The 16,345-nt window shown below is 59.4% G+C and carries 15 protein-coding genes; 12 read left to right on the top strand and 3 right to left on the bottom strand.

Annotation, left to right across the window (positions count from 1 at the left end; all coding sequences use genetic code 11):
- Nucleotides 1-200 precede the first annotated feature (200 nt).
- Nucleotides 201-941, top strand: coding sequence for a YkgJ family cysteine cluster protein (locus tag ACNKH6_RS06595; RefSeq protein ID WP_417914755.1), 741 nt, complete (start codon nt 201-203; stop codon nt 939-941).
- Nucleotides 938-1,624, top strand: a complete 687-nt coding sequence (locus ACNKH6_RS06590; protein ID WP_417914754.1) for an HD domain-containing protein — start codon at nt 938-940, stop codon at nt 1,622-1,624. The genes ACNKH6_RS06595 and ACNKH6_RS06590 overlap by 4 nt, the downstream gene beginning before the upstream one ends.
- A gap of 19 nt (nt 1,625-1,643) precedes the next feature.
- On the opposite strand, the gene ACNKH6_RS06585 is transcribed toward ACNKH6_RS06590, so the two are convergent.
- Nucleotides 1,644-3,248 (bottom strand): tetratricopeptide repeat protein, encoded by a 1,605-nt coding sequence (locus ACNKH6_RS06585; RefSeq protein ID WP_417914753.1) that lies wholly within the window; start codon nt 3,246-3,248, stop codon nt 1,644-1,646.
- Nucleotides 3,249-3,418: 170 nt separating this feature from the next.
- Here ACNKH6_RS06585 and ACNKH6_RS06580 point away from each other — a divergent pair, with 170 nt between their 5' ends.
- The 8 genes from ACNKH6_RS06580 to nrfD all read left to right on the top strand — a co-directional run bounded on the left by ACNKH6_RS06580 (nt 3,419) and on the right by nrfD (nt 12,291).
- Complete coding sequence (locus tag ACNKH6_RS06580) at nt 3,419-4,441, top strand: AAA family ATPase (RefSeq protein WP_417914752.1); 1,023 nt, start codon at nt 3,419-3,421, stop codon at nt 4,439-4,441.
- Nucleotides 4,442-4,445: 4 nt separating this feature from the next.
- The gene (locus ACNKH6_RS06575) at nt 4,446-5,360 is read left to right on the top strand and encodes a DUF58 domain-containing protein (RefSeq protein ID WP_417914751.1); all 915 of its coding nucleotides are present in this window, start codon (nt 4,446-4,448) and stop codon (nt 5,358-5,360) included.
- Nucleotides 5,357-5,947, top strand: coding sequence for an LPXTG cell wall anchor domain-containing protein (locus ACNKH6_RS06570; protein ID WP_417914750.1), 591 nt, complete (start codon nt 5,357-5,359; stop codon nt 5,945-5,947). Before ACNKH6_RS06575 ends, ACNKH6_RS06570 begins: the two co-directional genes overlap by 4 nt.
- Nucleotide 5,948: 1 nt before the next feature.
- On the top strand, nt 5,949-6,938 hold the full coding sequence (locus ACNKH6_RS06565; RefSeq protein WP_417914749.1) for a vWA domain-containing protein: 990 nt from the start codon (nt 5,949-5,951) through the stop codon (nt 6,936-6,938).
- A 95-nt stretch (nt 6,939-7,033) separates the two neighbouring features.
- On the top strand, nt 7,034-8,320 hold the full coding sequence (locus tag ACNKH6_RS06560) for a M18 family aminopeptidase (RefSeq protein ID WP_417914748.1): 1,287 nt from the start codon (nt 7,034-7,036) through the stop codon (nt 8,318-8,320).
- Nucleotides 8,321-8,547: 227 nt separating this feature from the next.
- Nucleotides 8,548-10,743, top strand: a complete 2,196-nt coding sequence (locus ACNKH6_RS06555) for a molybdopterin-containing oxidoreductase family protein (RefSeq protein ID WP_417914747.1) — start codon at nt 8,548-8,550, stop codon at nt 10,741-10,743.
- Between the two features lie 3 nt (nt 10,744-10,746).
- Complete coding sequence (locus ACNKH6_RS06550) at nt 10,747-11,304, top strand: 4Fe-4S dicluster domain-containing protein (RefSeq protein ID WP_417914746.1); 558 nt, start codon at nt 10,747-10,749, stop codon at nt 11,302-11,304.
- Between the two features lie 12 nt (nt 11,305-11,316).
- On the top strand, nt 11,317-12,291 hold the full coding sequence (gene nrfD, locus ACNKH6_RS06545) for an NrfD/PsrC family molybdoenzyme membrane anchor subunit (RefSeq protein ID WP_417914745.1): 975 nt from the start codon (nt 11,317-11,319) through the stop codon (nt 12,289-12,291).
- Nucleotides 12,292-12,377: 86 nt separating this feature from the next.
- Here nrfD and fabL read toward each other — a convergent pair whose 3' ends face one another.
- Together fabL and ACNKH6_RS06535 are read right to left on the bottom strand one after the other, a co-directional pair.
- Nucleotides 12,378-13,121: an enoyl-[acyl-carrier-protein] reductase FabL gene (fabL, locus tag ACNKH6_RS06540; protein ID WP_417914756.1), complete on the bottom strand. Its 744-nt coding sequence runs from the start codon at nt 13,119-13,121 to the stop codon at nt 12,378-12,380.
- A gap of 52 nt (nt 13,122-13,173) precedes the next feature.
- A complete protein-coding gene (locus ACNKH6_RS06535; RefSeq protein WP_417914744.1) occupies nt 13,174-13,317 on the bottom strand; it encodes a hypothetical protein in 144 nt (47 codons plus the stop codon).
- Between the two features lie 332 nt (nt 13,318-13,649).
- Between ACNKH6_RS06535 and ilvC the strand changes: the two genes are divergently transcribed.
- Nucleotides 13,650-15,122 carry a ketol-acid reductoisomerase gene (gene ilvC / locus ACNKH6_RS06530; RefSeq protein ID WP_417914743.1) on the top strand — a complete coding sequence of 491 codons (1,473 nt, stop codon included), beginning with the start codon at nt 13,650-13,652 and terminating at the stop codon, nt 15,120-15,122.
- 99 nt (nt 15,123-15,221) lie between these two features.
- Nucleotides 15,222-15,968, top strand: coding sequence for a hypothetical protein (locus tag ACNKH6_RS06525; RefSeq protein ID WP_417914742.1), 747 nt, complete (start codon nt 15,222-15,224; stop codon nt 15,966-15,968).
- Nucleotides 15,969-16,345 lie beyond the last annotated feature (377 nt).

Below are 16,345 nucleotides of genomic sequence, written 5' to 3'. Positions count from 1 at the left end.
TGTTAAAGATAAATTTAGAAACTGGCTGCGCTGGTTTGCTGACACAGTCATGGAGATTGCTTGCGCACTGCACAATTTCAGATTAAGATTCAGACCTTGGCAAAAAGTCAATGCCGATTGTTTGAAAAAATCGATATAGTGTCTAATCACTACAAAATATCTCATTAATCCGCCTTCATTCTGATTTATCGCATAAAATCATGCCCAGTGCCCTTCCCGACTGCTGCCAGCCTCTTGCGGCTGAAGAAAAATTTCGTTTTGCCTGCCAGCCTGGCGCAGCCTGCTTCACGGATTGCTGCCGCCAGCTTGACCTCGCCCTGACTCCCTTTGACGTGCTTCGTCTGAAAAAACGGCTCAAGCTGGATTCCGGCAGCTTTTTAGAGCAGTACGTGCTGGTTGCCTGGGAGGAGGGCATGATTTTTCCGGCCTGTTTCCTGACCATGATTGATGACGGAAAAGCGAGCTGCGTTTTTGTCACAGAACAGGGATGCAGCGTTTATGCTGACCGTCCGGCGGCCTGCCGGGCCTATCCTGCCGGACGGGGCATTTCGCGCCGGGCGGATGGCGCGGCGGAAGAGCGGTTTGTGCTCCTGCGCGAGCCGCACTGCCTTGGTTTTGCCGAGTCAGCGGAGCAGACCGCGCTAGAATATTTTCACGCTCAAGGCTTGACGGAATACAACCGCTGCAATGACCAGCTCTTGCGGCTGCTCCAGCATCCCAAGATTCAGGCCGGATTCCGCCTCAGCCAAGCGCAGATGGATCAGTACGTCATGGCTCTGTATAACGTGGATTTTTTCCGCCAGGAAATGGCCGACGGCAGAATTGCGATGCGCCGCCCGCTTGCGGTTGCGGAACTGCGCGCCTTGGCCGGGGATGATGAGGAACTGCTGCTGCTCGGCCTGCGCTGGCTGTTGCAGGAGTATTTCGGAGAAACAGCATGACGACGACGCACGATAAGGAAACGCCGCCGGAACTGCTGGCGGAGCTGCGCCGGATCAGCGCACGGTATTGTCTGGAAGAAGGCGGCTCGCACGGCCCTGATCACACCGAGCGGGTTTTTCAGAACGCTATGGCCATAGGCAGGAGCATGGGGGCGCGTTTGGATATTCTCGCTCCGGCGGCCCTGCTGCATGATATTGGACGCAGCCAAGAAAGCCGGAGCAAAGGCGGACTCTGTCATGCCGACATCGGCGCGGATATGGCGGAACCGATACTCCGCGAGCTGGGCTATTCCGAGGAAGACCGGACGGCAATCTGCCGCTGCATTCGCAGCCACCGCTTCCGGGGCGACACGGAGCCGGAGAGCTTGGAAGAAAAAATTCTCTTTGATGCCGACAAGCTGGATTCTATCGGCGCGGTTGGCATTGGCCGGGCTTTTCTTTTTGCCGGACAGATCGGGGCGCGGCTGCACAACGCTGATGCGGATCACTCCGCCACGGTTGCCTATTCTGGCGAGGACACCGCCTATCGGGAATTTCAGGTGAAAATGTCCAAAGTGAGCAAGGAAATGCTGACTCCGCTCGGCAGAAAAATTGCCCGGCGGCGGCATGAGTTCATGGAGACCTTTTTTGCCGAGCTGAATTTGGAGATTTACGGCAGCGTCCTGCAAGCGGCAGGGGAATAAGCTGCCGCAGCCTCCTGTTTCACTCTGTTCCGGCGGCAAAAGATTCCTGAAGCTGGCGGAAATAATCGCGGGCTTTGGCTTTTTGCGCGGCGGGCAGGCGGGCATCCAAATCCTGCCGCTGCTGCCGGGCGATCTGCTTCTCCTCCTCGCTCAGGCCGTTGTCGTGGCTGGCGGCGACAGAAAGCCAAGCGTGCGCCAAGGCATGATCTTGCGGGCAGCCCCGGCCTTGCAGGCAGCAGGCCGCCACCTCTATCTGGGACGGGCCGTAATCAAGCTGGGCGGCGTAGAGCAGCCATTCAAAACTGAGCGGCGCGTCCTGCGCCACCGTGTCGCCAGCCCCGTCGCGGCAGATCATCGCCAAGGCATGGGCCGCCGGGCCGTGGCCGAGATTGGCGGCCTCGGTCAGCCAGGTCACGCCAGCGGCAATGCTCTGCTCCACTTCCCATTCAGGATCGCCGCTGAGGTAAATCTGCGCGGCCTCCATCTGCGCCTCGGCCTCGCCTGCCTCGGCTTTTTGCAGAATCAGCTCGAAGGTGCTGGGGCGCAGCTCGGTTTCGCCGCAGAGTGCCTGCAAATGCTTCCGGTAGCAGAGCAGCTCTTCCAGCGTGATCGGCAGCAGGCCCATGAACACAGCCGGGCGGCTGAGGAAGCTGTCCGCGCTGAGGGAGGCATGAGCGAAATCTTGTCCGGCCTGCGCCAGCAGCCTGGCCGGATTGGTCTTTTTCGGCGGCTGCTCGAAACGGGCCGGGCAGATCAGCAGCTGCACGCCGTTCTTGTCCTTCAGCACGGCCTTGCAGACCGCCCAGCCGTCCTCCATCTCGCGGACATACACGCCGCCGGTGAGCAGCTGATATTCCTCCCGCGCCTGCTCGCCGGGCTGCGCCAGACCGATGCCTTGCTGCACCAGCCGGTTCAGCCAATAGCGGGCTTTCTTGCTGTCTCTGGGCAAAGCCGCGCCGAGCAGATAGCGGTCGGCCAGAGCGGCCATCGCGTTGCGGTCATCGCGCCAGGCCGCGTAGGAGCCAGCTTTGCGCAGCCACGGCGGCGCGCTTTCGCTCAGGCAGTCGTAAATGGAATCCACATACAGCCGCCAGCCCCGGAAATCCTCGTCCGCCAGCGCATTGTCAGCAAGATGAATGCTGTTGACCGCAAAGGACTGGGCCGGAATGGGCAGATGCGCCGCGCCGAAAGAGCCGTCTATGGCATCCACGCCGAGATGCAGCTCCTCCTCGTCCAGCCGCTCAGGAATTTGCAGGAAACGTCCGGCGTAGCGGAGAATGTGCACCATGTTGTCTTCGGCATGAACGACTTTGACCAAGCGGTAGAGGCCGCCGTTGCGCTCCTGCATGGCGTAAATGCCGCCAGGCTGCGGCAGGGGCGCAGGCTGCCGCGCTGCGGCGGGCGGCATCTCCGGCGGCGCGGCAGGTCCGGCGGCTGCCGCCGGGCTGACCGCCAAATCCGGCGCAGCGGCGGGCGGCTGCTCCGCGTTGATCTTAATGCAGTCCAACGCCGCGCAGTCCTCCGCCTCGTCCTCCTCGTGGCGGAAAGAGGCGGCTTCCAGCCGCCTGCGCCGGTCAGCTGCGCCGGAATCAGCCAGTCTTTTGAGAAAATCGAAAAAAGCCATGCCCAGAACGTGCGGTGAAAGTTGCAATGTCTTCAGCGCGGAAGTATATATGATAATTTCTGAACAGTGTAGGTCGAAAAGCGGCGCATGTCAATTGCTCTGGCAGTCTTCCTGCCGGGCGGAGCAATGCGCCCGGCTGAGACAGCCGGGATGCGGAGGAGAGAAGAACGATGAATCAGACCCTTGGCGGCGCGGCCCCGGAGCAGAGCCTGCCGGTTGCGGAAATCAGCCGGGCCGTGCGGGAGAGCGGGGCCTGGGCCGGGCTGCTGAAAAATGAAATGGCCAAACGCATCGTCGGCCAGGAGCGGCTGGTTGAGCGGCTGCTGATCGGCCTGCTCACCGGCGGACATATTTTGCTGGAGGGCCTGCCGGGCCTGGCGAAGACCTTGGCGGTGAAAACCTTGGCCGCCGCTGTCTCGGCGAGCTTCCGCCGCATTCAGTTCACCCCGGACATGCTGCCTGCGGATATTATCGGCACGGAAATATATAATCCCAGAGACACCAGCTTTGTCGTCAAGCAGGGGCCGATTTTCGCCTCGCTGATTCTCGCCGACGAGATCAACCGCGCTCCGTCCAAGGTGCAGTCGGCGCTCTTGGAAGCGATGCAGGAGCGGCAGGTGACCATCGGCGAAAACACCTTTGCCCTGCCGGAGCTGTTTCTTGTGCTGGCGACGCAGAATCCGATTGAGCAGGAAGGCACCTACCCGCTGCCGGAAGCGCAGGTGGACCGCTTCATGCTCAAGGTCAAAGTCGGCTATCCCAGCCGCGAGGAGGAACGGCGCATCCTTGACCTGCTGGATTACGTCGACGACAAAACGGTCATGCCGCCAATCCTCGCGCCGGAAGAAATATTGGCCGCCCGCAAGGTGGTGGACAGCATCTATGTGGACGAGCGGATCAAAGACTACATCGTTGATCTGATCTGCGAGACCCGCGAGCCGACCGGACCCAACGCCGGAATGCGCGGCCATATCGAAACCGGTGCCTCGCCGAGGGCGACAATCAGCCTGAAAGCGGCGGCCCGCGCCTTGGCCTATCTCAACGGGCGCGGCTACGTCATCCCGGACGACATCAAAAATTGCGCCCCGGACGTGCTCCGCCACCGCGTCCGCACCAGCTACGAGGCTGAAGCTGAAGGCATCAGCAGCGAGGACATCATCCGCAGGCTGCTGGAAACCGTGCCGGTGCCCTGAGCGCATGGAAACAGCGGCGGTCAGGGAAATCCTGAAAAAGGTGCGGCAGATTGAGGTGCGCACGCGGCGGATGGCCGACAGCAGCCTCGCTGGCAGCTATCATTCCGTTTTCAAAGGCCGGGGCATGAATTTCGACGAAGTGCGCGAATACGTGCCGGGCGACGAGGTCAGAACCATCGACTGGAATGTCACCGCCCGCACCGGCATCGCGCATGTGAAGAAATTCGCTGAGGAGCGCGAGCTGACCATCATGCTCCTGATTGATCTCAGCGCGTCAGGGAGTTTCGGCTCCGGCAGGCAGTCCAAGCGCGAGGTCATGGCCGAGCTGGCCGCTGTGCTGGCTTTTTCCGCCGTGCGCAACAGCGACAAAGTCGGGCTGCTTCTTTTTTCCGACTTCGCCGAATTGTATATCCCCCCGGACAAAGGCCGCAGCCACATCCTGCGGGTGATCCGGGAGATTCTTTTTTTTCAGCCGCAGGGCAAAGGCACGGGCATCGGCGGCGCGCTCGACTTCTTCAGCCGGGTGGCGAAGCGGAAATGCGTGACCTTCCTCATCTCGGATTTCTGCCTGCCCGGCGATTTCGACGACGCGCTGCAAGTGCTGCGGCCCAAGCTGCAAGCCGCAGCCCGCCGCCACGATCTGATCGCGGTCTCGGTCACGGACCCGCGCGAGCTGGAATTGCCAGATGCAGGCTGGATCACCTTGGAGGACGCAGAAAGCGGCGAGCAGATACTGCTCAACAGTTCGGACGAATGGACGCGGCGGGCTTACGCCAATCTGAGCGGCGACCTGCGGGAACGCTTTGCCCGCGCCCTGCTCGGCATGGGCATTGATCTGCTCCAGCTTTCGACCGGCACGCCCTATCTTGCGCCGCTGATGGGATTTTTCCGCGCCCGCAGCCGGAGGCTGTCGCGATGAGCCGCCGCCGCATTGTCCTGCTCTTTTTTCTGCTGCTGGCCGCGCCGTTGCAGGCGCAGCAGCCTGCTACAGCTCCTTCCGTTCAAGCCGACGCAGAGGAAATAGAGATTGAGCCGCCGGTGCCTCTGCCGGAAGCGATGCCGCGTTGGCCGATTGCCGCAGGAGCCGCGCTGCTCGGCGGCGGCCTGCTTTTTGTGTATCTGCGAAAGAGGAAGCGCAAACCGCAGCCTGCGCCGCTGCCTCATGAAACCGCGCTACTCGGCCTAGCGCAGGCGGACGGCCTGATTGCCGCCCATGACTGCGCCGCCTTTGCCGCGCTCTTTGATCAAACCTTGCGCCACTATTTGGCGGAACGTTTCGGCATCGCCGCGCAGCAGCAGACGGCCAGCGAGCTGATTCAGCGTGTCACGGACGAAAACGCGGCGGAGCTGCTGCAAGAGTATTCCGACACGCTGCGGGCTTGGCTTGCGCTCTGCGAGGCGGCGAAATTTGCCGAAGCCGCGCTGAACGAGGCGGACATGAGGGAAATGACAAGCCAGCTCCGCGCTTTTGTTGAAACAACCCGGGCGGAGGCGGCAAAGAAATAAGATGGACAGTTTCCGTTTCGCTGAACCGCAGCTCCTCTGGCTGCTGCTTGTCCTGCCGCTGCTGGCTTGGCTGCGCAGCCGGAGCGGTCAAGCTCCGGCCATGCTTTTTTCCTCGGTCTCAGCCGTGCGGCTTATTGCTGGGAGCCGCAAAGTCAGTCCCGGCAAGCTGCTGGCTTGGCTGCGGCTGGCGGCAGTTGGCCTGCTGATCATCGGCATGGCCAGGCCGCAGTGGGGCCGCACCAGCACCGAAATCGAGGCTTCCGGCATTGATATTCTGCTGGCCGTGGATATCTCCGGCTCGATGAAGGCGATGGATCTCAGCGGCTCATCCAGCCGTTTGGACGTGGTCAAAACTGTGGTGGCTAAATTCATCAGCGACCGGCCCAGCGACCGCATCGGCCTTGTCGCCTTCGCCGGCAGGCCCTATTTAGTCTGCCCGCTGACCCTTGACCATAGCTGGCTGCGGCAGCGGCTGGATTCGCTGCGCATCGGCATGATTGATGAGGATGGCACCGCCATCGGCTCGGCTATCGCTGCTGGCGTGAACCGCCTGCGCGACCAGCAGGCTAAATCGCGCATCATGATCCTGCTCACTGACGGGGTGAACAACGCGGGCAAAGTCGCGCCTCTCGCAGCGGCGGAAGCGGCGGCGGTGATGCAGATCAAGGTCTATACCATTGGCGCAGGCAAGCGCGGTGTCGCGCCGGTGCCCAGCGTGGATATGTTTGGCCGCCCCCGCATGATTCAGGCGGAGGTGGATATTGACGAAACCACGCTGACTAAGGTTGCGGGTCTGACCAAGGCGAAATATTTCCGGGCCACTGACAGCAGCTCGCTGGCAACGATTTACGAAGCCATCAATTCAATGGAAAAAACCAGCAGAAAAATCAGGCAATTTTCCCAGCACAACGAGCTGGTTGCTTGGCCGCTGCTGGCTGCGGCACTGCTGCTGGCCGCTGAACTGGCGGCATCGCGGCTGCGGCTGCCATAAAGGCCGCCTTCTTTTCTTGCCTCCGGCACTTGCCCTCGACCGCGCATTCGTGCTAAAGTCCTGCATCAACCAACCGCCAACGCGCAGAATTTTTCTTGGGGACGACCATGCTGCCGCACGATGCCTGCCTCGCCGAACTGATCAGTTTTCTTCGCACCTCGCCGACCGCTTTTCATGCCGCCGCGTCTGCCGCCGCCTTGCTGCGGGAAAGCGGCTTTGTCCAGCTTGACGAGCAAGCAAGCTGGGGCCGCTTGCCTGCGGGCAACTATTTTGTCCTGCGCAATGAATCCAGCTTGATCGGCTTCACCTGGAACGGCGGCGGCGCGTTCCGCCTGATCGGGGCGCACACGGACAGCCCCAGCTTGCGGCTGAAGCCCAATCCGCTGCGCAAAGAGCAAGGCTGCCTCCTGCTTGGCGTGGAGATTTACGGCGGTGCGCTGCTCCGGCCTTGGTTTGACCGTGAGCTGTCTTTGGCCGGGCGTGTGGCGTGGCAGGACAAAAACGGCAGTCTGCGCTCGGCATTGCTCGATGTTCAGCGGCCCGTGGCGGTCATTCCCAGTTTGGCCATCCACCTGAATCGTGAGGCCAATAAGCAGCAGGATATCAACAGTCAAACGGAATTGGTGCCGCTGGCCGGGCTGATCGGCGAAGCGGCGACCGACTTCCAGCACCTGCTGCGCGAGCAGCTCCGCAGCCAGCAGCCGGATGCCGAACCTGCCGGACTGATTGACCATGAGCTGTTTTTCTATGATGCAACTCCGCCCGCTTTGGCCGGGCTGCATCAGGAATTCATCGTCAGCGCACGGTTAGATAACTTGGTCTCTTGCTTTGCCGCAGTTCAGGCATTGCGTTTGGCGGATGCGCAGGACAACTGTCTGATCATTCTCAATGATCATGAGGAAGTGGGCAGCGTCTCCGCTGCCGGAGCCAAAGGGCCGCTGCTCCGCGACGTGCTCGAACGGCTGCTGCCGGAGACCGAAGCTCGGCAGGCTGCGCTGCGAAAATCGTTTTTCATTTCCGCTGACAACGCCCACGCTGTTCATCCCAACTACGCCGCCAAGCACGATCCTCAGCATTTGCCGCAGCTCGGCAAAGGGCCGGTGATTAAATTCAATGCCAACCAGCGCTACGCCACCACGGCGGCTTCGGCAGCCAAATTCCGCCAGCTCTGCACCAAAGCGGACGTGCCGGTTCAGGAATTCGTCTCCCGCAGCGACATGGGCTGCGGCTCGACCATCGGCCCGCTGACTGCCGCCGAGCTGGGCGTGGAAACCGTTGATGTCGGCATTCCCTCGTTGGCCATGCACTCCATCCGCGAGACCGCCGCCAGTGTGGACTGCTGGCATCTTTGCCGGGTGCTGCGGACTTTTTTCCAGCCCTGATTTCCCTCTTTCGCTTTTCTCGCAACACGGCTGCATTCTTGCTGATACCACGCGGCAGCACTGGCACGATGTGGCACGTTGTATCGCAATTTCCTGAAAAGTATGACATTGTGGCAGTTGACAGCCGCCACAATCTGCGCTAAAAGAAAGTCTTTTTTTGCGCGACGAACACCCTGGCCGGAAGGCTGCCCGGCCTTAAGATACTTTTTTGAACTAAGGAGAATGTGATGGCTTTTTCGAGGAGGAATTTTCTCAAATACGCCGCCATGTCCGCCGGAGGCGCGGCAATCGCCGACACGCCATTCTTCTCAGCCCGCGCCAGGGCTGAGGCGGAAGGCGGCGATGTCAAGTATGTGCCGACGAGCTGCGAGATGTGCTTCTGGAAATGCGGCGCAATCGCCAAAGTCAAGGACGGCAAGGTGGTGAAGCTGGAAGGCAATCCGCTCCATCCGCAGAGCATGGGCAAACTCTGCGCACGCGGTCAGGCAGGCATTGGCCAGCTCTATGACCCGGACCGTCTGAAAAAGCCGATGATCCGCACCGGCGAGCGCGGCGACGGCAAATATAAAGAAGTGAGCTGGGACGAGGCCTTCAGCTACACAGCGGAGAAGCTGAACGCGATCATCGCCAAATACGGCCCGGAATCCATCGCCATGATGTCGCACGGCTCGCCCGGCGATTATTTCACCAACTTGCTCAAGGCCTTGGGCAGCGGCAACATCGCCTTCGCTTCCTTCGCCCAGTGCAAGGGCATCCGCGACGCGATGTGGGAGCTGACGCTCGGCCACAAGCCTGCCACAAGCTGCGAGCGGGTTGACCTGAAAAACAGCCGGGTCGTCGCCTTGTTTGGCACCCATCTGGGCGAAAACATGCACAACTCCCAGACGCAGGAGTTTGCCCAAGCCGTGGGCAACGGCTGCAAGATCATCTGCGTTGACCCCCGCTACTCCACCGCCGCTTCAAAATCCTGGCTCTGGCTGCCGATCAAGCCCGGCACCGACACCGCCCTGCTCCTGACTTGGATCAACATCATCATCAGCCGCGAGCTGTACGACAAAGCCTATGTCGAGCAGTACACCGTCGGTTTTGATAAAGTGAAAGAAGCGGTGGCGCAGTACACCCCGGAGTGGTGCGCCAAAGAGACCGACCTGCCTGAGGCGGACATTGTTGCGGCGGCAGAGGAGCTGGGCCGTTATGCGCCCAACGTGGTGGTGCATCCGGGCCGTCATTTGGCGTGGTATGGCAACGACGCGCAGCGTGTCCGGGCGATGGCGATTCTGAACGCCCTTCTTGGCACATGGGGCCGGGAAGGCGGCATGTGGCTGCCGCCGAAAGGCAAGTTCCCCAGCTTCAGCGACGGTGCGCCCAAGTATGCCGATCCAGCAAAACCGCCGGTCATCAAAGGCAATTTCCCCTTTGCGGGCGGCGAGGGATTGACCCAGGTGGTGCGGGACACGATCATCACTGGCGAGCCGTACCCGATCAAAGCCCTGTTTGTCTGCGGCACGGACATGATCAAGGCCCTGCCTGCTCCGGCACAGACCCGCGAAGCGATCAGCAAACTGGATTTCATGGTCGCGGTGGACATCATGCCATCGGAAACCGTGATGCTGGCGGATGTCATTCTGCCGGAATGCACCTATTTAGAGCGGCACGACGGCCTGTTCAAAATTGAATCCCGCGAGGCCGGTGTCTCTCTCCGGCAGCCTGCGATTGAGCCGATGTACGACACCAAGCCCGCATGGTGGATCGCCAGCGAGCTGTGCAAAAAAATGGGCAAGCCGGAGTTCGCGGTCAAGGACAGCTGGGAAGCGCGGATGAAACGGCAGGCTGAGGCCTGGGGCATCAACTACGCCGAGCTGGTTGACAAGGGGTATGTCAGCCAGCCGGGTACCTTCAAGCCGTACATCACCACTGACAATCAGCCGGAATTCAAAACCGATTCGGAAAAGATTGAGCTGTTCAGTGCCGCGCTGGAAAGCCACGGTTTTGATCCAGTGCCCAAATACGAGCCGACCGAGCAGCCGCCAGAGGGCATGTACCGCCTGCTATATGGCCGCAGCCCGGTGCACACCTTCAGCCGGACAATCAACGACCAATGGCTGTGGGAGCTGCAACGCGAAAACGAGGTCTGGCTGAACAAAAAAGAGGCTGAGGCGCTTGGCCTGAAAGACAAGCAGCTCGTCAAGCTGGAGAACCAGGACAAAGCGACCGTCGGCCCGGTGCGGGTCAAAGTCACTGAGCGCATCCGCCGCGACTGCGTGTATATGGTGCACGGCTTCGGCCACAATTCTCCCAGCCTGACCAAAGCGCACGGGCGTGGCGCAGACGACCAGCAGCTCATAACCCGGTATAAAGTGGACCCGATCACCGGCGGCACCGGGATGCGGGTCAACTTTGTCAAGATTATCAAGGAGGCCTGATAAATGCCCAGATATGTCATGGTCATAGACCAGTCGCGCTGCGTCGGCTGCATGGCCTGCGTGGTCGCCTGCAAGCGCGAGAACGGCATCGCGCAGGATCAGTACCGCACCCGCGTGGTCGAGATGGTGAAAGGCGAGTTTCCTCGGTTGCGCACGGAAATGCGTTCAGAATTGTGCAACCACTGCGACCGTCCGCCCTGCGTGAACATCTGCCCGACCGGAGCCTCGCATAAGGAAGCGGACGGCACGGTGCAGATCACCCGACACAAATGCGTGGGCTGCAAAGCCTGCGTCGCCGCCTGCCCCTATGATGTCCGCTACATCAATGAGGAGCACGGCTATGCCGACAAATGCTCCTTCTGCCAGCACCGCGTCAAGGAGGGCAAGGAGCCTGCCTGCGTCGCCACCTGCATCGGCCGCTCGCGGATGTTCGGCGATGCAAACGATCCCAACAGCGAGGTCAGCAAAATCCTGCGGGAGCAGAGCTGGCGCGTGCTGAAGCCGGAAGTCGGCACCCAGCCGCACGTCTATTACATCAATCAGTATCCCCGGAAAAGCTGAGGAGGGAGTGCTATGGAACTGAATATTGTCGGCACCAACGCCATCACCTACCCTGTCATGCACGTCTGGGACTGGCGGGTGGCCATTTATCTGTTTCTTGGCGGCATGTCCGGCGGCCTGATGAGCATGAGCGCGATCAACTACATCCGGCCTAAAAAAGGCAAGGTGGACAGCTCCTGCTCGTGGCAGATTCCGGTCATCGCTCCGATCCTGCTGGCCATCGGCTTGCTCTTCCTCAATTTTGATCTGGAGCGGCCATTCAACGCCTTCTGGTTCTACTTGGCCTTCAAGCCGGTCTCGCCGATGAGCTGGGGCGCATGGATAGTTTTTGTCATCTATCCGCTGATGATCCTGTATGCGCTGGCCGCCTTGCCGGACGCAATCAAAGCCAAGATCAAGAATCCTGATCTGCGCGGCTTCGCTGACAAGATGCAGCCGCACCTGTTCAAGCTGGCCAAGGCCAACTTCATTGCCGGCATCCTGCTGGCCATCTACACCGGTATTCTTCTCAGCAGCTTGGTGGCCCGGCCTCTGTGGAACTCGGCCATTCTGCCGATGCTCTTCCTGTGCAGCGGCATGAGCGCAGGCGCGGCGGTGATGATTATTGTCGCCAAGACCAAGGAGACCAAGCTCTTCTTCACCAAGGTTGACATCTGGCTGATCATCGCCGAACTGATCATCCTGCTGCTGTTCTTCTACGGCCATTACACCGGCGATGCCGCCCATCGGCAGGCGATCATGCCCTTCTTCAGCAAGTCGCATGAATTCTTCCCGTATTTCCTCAGCATCCTCATCATCGGCATCTGTCTGCCGCTGGCGATTGTGCTGAAGTTCTTGGAAGTCACCGGCGAGCACACTGAGGAGCTGACCACCTCTGGTCTTCTGCTGATGAACGCCAGCGCAGTGCTGGTGCTGGTCGGCAGCGCGGTGATCCGTTTTGCGATGGTTTACGCAGGCCAAATTTCCGGCTACGGCGGGTATATGTGATATTTCGCTGATACTCTGGCAAAAAAAAGCCGCAGCACGAAACACCGTGCTGCGGCTTTAATTTTTTTGAGCGAAGAAAAGAACTGTCAGCCCCGGACTGCGTAGCCGCCGTCAACAACAACAACTTGGCCATGAATCATGGCCGCGCCGTCACCGCACAGGAACAGGGCCAGATCAGCCACATCTTCCGGCGTGGTCAGGCGGCCCAGCGGCGTTCCTGCCAGCGACTGGCTGATGATTTCATCGCGGTTGGGGAATTTCTTCAGCGCGTCGGTGTCCACCACGCCTGCGCTGATGGTGTTGACCGTGATCTTGCGCGGGCCAAGCTCCACGGCCAAATGGCGGACCAGTGACTCCAACGCCGCTTTTGAGGCGCCAACCACGGTGTAGTTAGGCACTGCCCGCACTGCGCCAAGGCTGGAGATGGCCAGCACCCGCCCGCCTTGCTCCATCATCGGCACGGCCTGCTGAGTCAGGGTCAGCAGCGCACGGGCGTTGATGTCCATCGCCCAGTCCCAATGCCGCTGCGTCAGCTCCAAGGCCGGTTTGAGCACGCCGGAGGCCGCATTGGAAACCAAGATGTCCAGCCGCTGAAACGAGGCGCGAATCTGCTCGAACATGGCGACAATATCCTTCTCTTCGGCGACATTGCCCTTGACGGTCAGGCAGCGCACCCCGTGCTGCTCAACTGCCGCTGCTGTCTCCTCGGCATCGCTCCGGTGGCGGACATAATTGATCACGATGTCCGCGCCATGCTCCGCCAGCCGCAGGGCGATGGCCCGGCCTATGCCGCGTGATCCTCCGGTGACTAACGCCGTTTTTCCGCGCAGATTCAACATCCCTTGTCTCCTGTGCAAAATCTTACCCTGTGCCGGCAGCTCTTCAGCTGCCGATGCCGCCCGCCTGTCTCTTGTTGGAATGGCCGTCGCCGCTGAAATGTACCTTGTAGAGCGGTTCTTTGCAAGGGCTATGGTTCAGCGGCCCAGCCTCAGCGCGGAGAAAAACAGCGGTGCCTGTATTTTTCATTGGTTAGGACGCAGGTTTGCTTATATAACATTTCAACCTTCAGATATTTTTAAAAATTTCTACTGCACCATCGAAAATTTTATTGCGAAGCATTGGGTTTGACATCACTTCGCTTGCAACGTTATCTGGTAAAAACCTTTGTTATCAATACCCAGCCCCTTGGGACGGGGCACTTTATTTGTCACGCAAAAATGCGTCGCACCCTCTCTGGGAAAACAAATAAAAAAGCCGCCCTTACCCCGCCCTTCCGCACAAAACCCTTTACGCCGCAGCGTTTGCTGGTAAGATAGCACCATTCGACATCTTTCAATTCCGCACAAGGAGAATTCATCATGTCCAGCAACTACTTCAACAGCCTGCCCCTGCGTCTTCAGCTTGACGAGCTGGGCCGCTGCCGCTTCATGCAGTCCTCAGAGTTCAACGGAGTTGAAGCCCTGAAAGGCAAGAAAATCGTCATTGTCGGCTGCGGGGCGCAAGGTCTAAACCAAGGTCTGAACCTGCGCGACAGCGGCTTGGACGTGTCCTACACCCTGCGCGACGAGGCCATTGCCAGCAAGCGGCTGTCCTGGCAGCGGGCCACCGAGAACGGCTTCAAGGTCGGCACCTATCAGGAGATGCTGCCGAGCGCTGATCTGGTCATCAACCTGACCCCGGACAAGCAGCATTCCGGCGTGATCAAGGCGGTGATGCCGCTGATGAAGCAAAACGCCTGCCTGTCGTACTCGCACGGCTTCAACATTGTTGAAGAAGGGATGCAGATCCGCAAGGACATCACCGTGATCATGGTTGCGCCCAAGTCGCCCGGCACCGAGGTGCGGCACGAGTACCAGCGCGGCTTCGGCGTGCCGACCCTGCTGGCGGTGCACCGCGAAAACGACCCGCTCGGCATCGGCTGGGACATTGCCAAGGCTTATGCGGCAGGCACAGGCGGGCATCGCGCTGGCTGCTTGGAGTCCTCCTTTGTTGCTGAGGTGAAGTCTGATCTGATGGGCGAGCAGACCATCCTCTGCGGCATGTTGCAAACCGGCTCGCTGCTCTGCTTCGAGCGGATGGTTGCGCTGGGCATGGATGCCCGCTATGCGGTCAAGCTGATCCAGAACGGCTGGGAGACCATCACCGAGGCCCTCAAGCACGGCGGCATCACCAACATGATGGACCGGCTTTCCAATCCGGCCAAACTGCGGGCCTTCCATCTTGCTGACGAGCTGAAGCGCATCCTCAAGCCGCTTTTCTGCAAGCACATGGATGACATCATGTCCGGGCATTTCTCCACGACCATGATGCAGGACTGGGCCAATGATGATGCCAACCTGCTCGCATGGCGCAAGGCCACTGGCGAGACCGCCTTTGAGAAGACCGAAGCGGCGGATGTGGCCATCAGCGAGCAGGAGTATTTCGACAAAGGCATCCTGATGGTGGCGATGGTCAAAGCGGGCGTGGAGCTGGCCTTCAACACCATGGTTTCGTCCGGCATCAAGGCGGAGTCAGCCTATTACGAGTCATTGCACGAGCTGCCGCTGATCGCCAATCTGATCACCCGCAAGAAGCTGTATGAAATGAACGTGGTGATTTCTGACACGGCGGAGTACGGCTGCTACCTCTTCAATCATGCGGCCTATCCGCTGCTGCAAGACTTCATGAAGACTGTGGACGCGGATGTGATTGGCAAGGGGCTGGATGTGAAGGACAACTCTGTCAGCAACAAGGAGCTGATCGAGGTCAACCGGATCATCCGCAGCACCGGTGTGGAAGTGATCGGCGCGGAGCTGCGCGGCTACATGGGCGCGATGAAGGCGATTATTTGAGGTTGGGTTGCGGGGGAATCAATATGTAGGTTGGGGAGTGCTTCGCTCTCCCCAACTACGTTACTTTACTTTGTTAGACAGACAGGAGATAAGTCGCAATTGACCATGTTGTCTCTACGGTTTCTCATATTTTTAGGCACGATGCTACTCGCCGCAGAAATGGGATGCTCCAAGAGCGAAAACATAATCTCAGCGCGAGCCTACCGAACAACTCAACCAGGCCAGGAAATTCTCTGGTCGCTCCCGCCCGATGGAGTTCTGTCTGTACTACATGAGCCGCACTACTATCTTGAAGTAAAGGGATATGACGGAGCTGGTCAAGCGTATTTCGTCGGCCCTCGAGGGCAGTTGCTTTACATCCTCGTCCTGAACACAGATAGTACAGACCGAGTTATGAGAATCGATACCAGTGGCTATACAGATGCTCTGATGCGTGGTGGTGATACACAAGGTCACATAAAGCTCTTCCTCATTATAAACGGAGATGTACGATTCTCCGATCTCCCCAAGGTGTTTGACCTATCCGACAAGGAACCTCATTTTCTTACGCTCACGAAACCAGCTCAAGTTCCGGATGTTGGTGGTGCCAAGCCTCTCAATGTCGGTACAGGTGAATGGGTGGGGCTGTTCGGACTACCACCAGTAGTCCGCCAGCAGGGCAAGCAGATGGCGATCTATTTTTATTATCCGGGGCCAGTACGGTTCGTGCCAGCGGGAAGCGAGAAATCACCTTCGTCAGGTGACCTTTGGCGCGACCTATCGAGGATCGGGATTTACGAAAACACCCAACTTTTTACCGTACGCGCCCAAAGTATCCAGCCGGACGGCACTGCGCGTCAGCATTGATGGATAGCGCAACGAAAGCGGATTTTTCATCTTGCTTTCGCTGCGCTTAATTCCCCTCTCACCCCATCTTCACATCCAGAATATCCACCAGCCTGCCGTCGTAGTCGTTGACGACCAGCGTCTTCAAGGCGGCGTAGTTGTTCACCTTGATCGTCAGGCTGCTCACTGCCGAGCCACTGAATACGTTTAAAAGGCAAGCCCGTAATCTGTTCACCTGAAGAATTCATGGAGGCGGAACATGATTGATCCTATCATATAACCCAAGTTGTGACCTATAAATCTTGAAAAATCCATGCTTCCCCGCATGTGTTATATTTCTGCTGTCCAGCACGAATATAACCGCACACAGAGGAAGACATGGAACTCGAAATTACAGC

The organism is Candidatus Electronema sp. JM, from assembly GCF_048287415.1.
Taxonomy (GTDB): domain Bacteria; phylum Desulfobacterota; class Desulfobulbia; order Desulfobulbales; family Desulfobulbaceae; genus Electronema.
The sequence above is the reverse complement of the archived record's forward strand: the minus strand, read 5'-3'. Positions and strand labels throughout refer to the sequence as shown.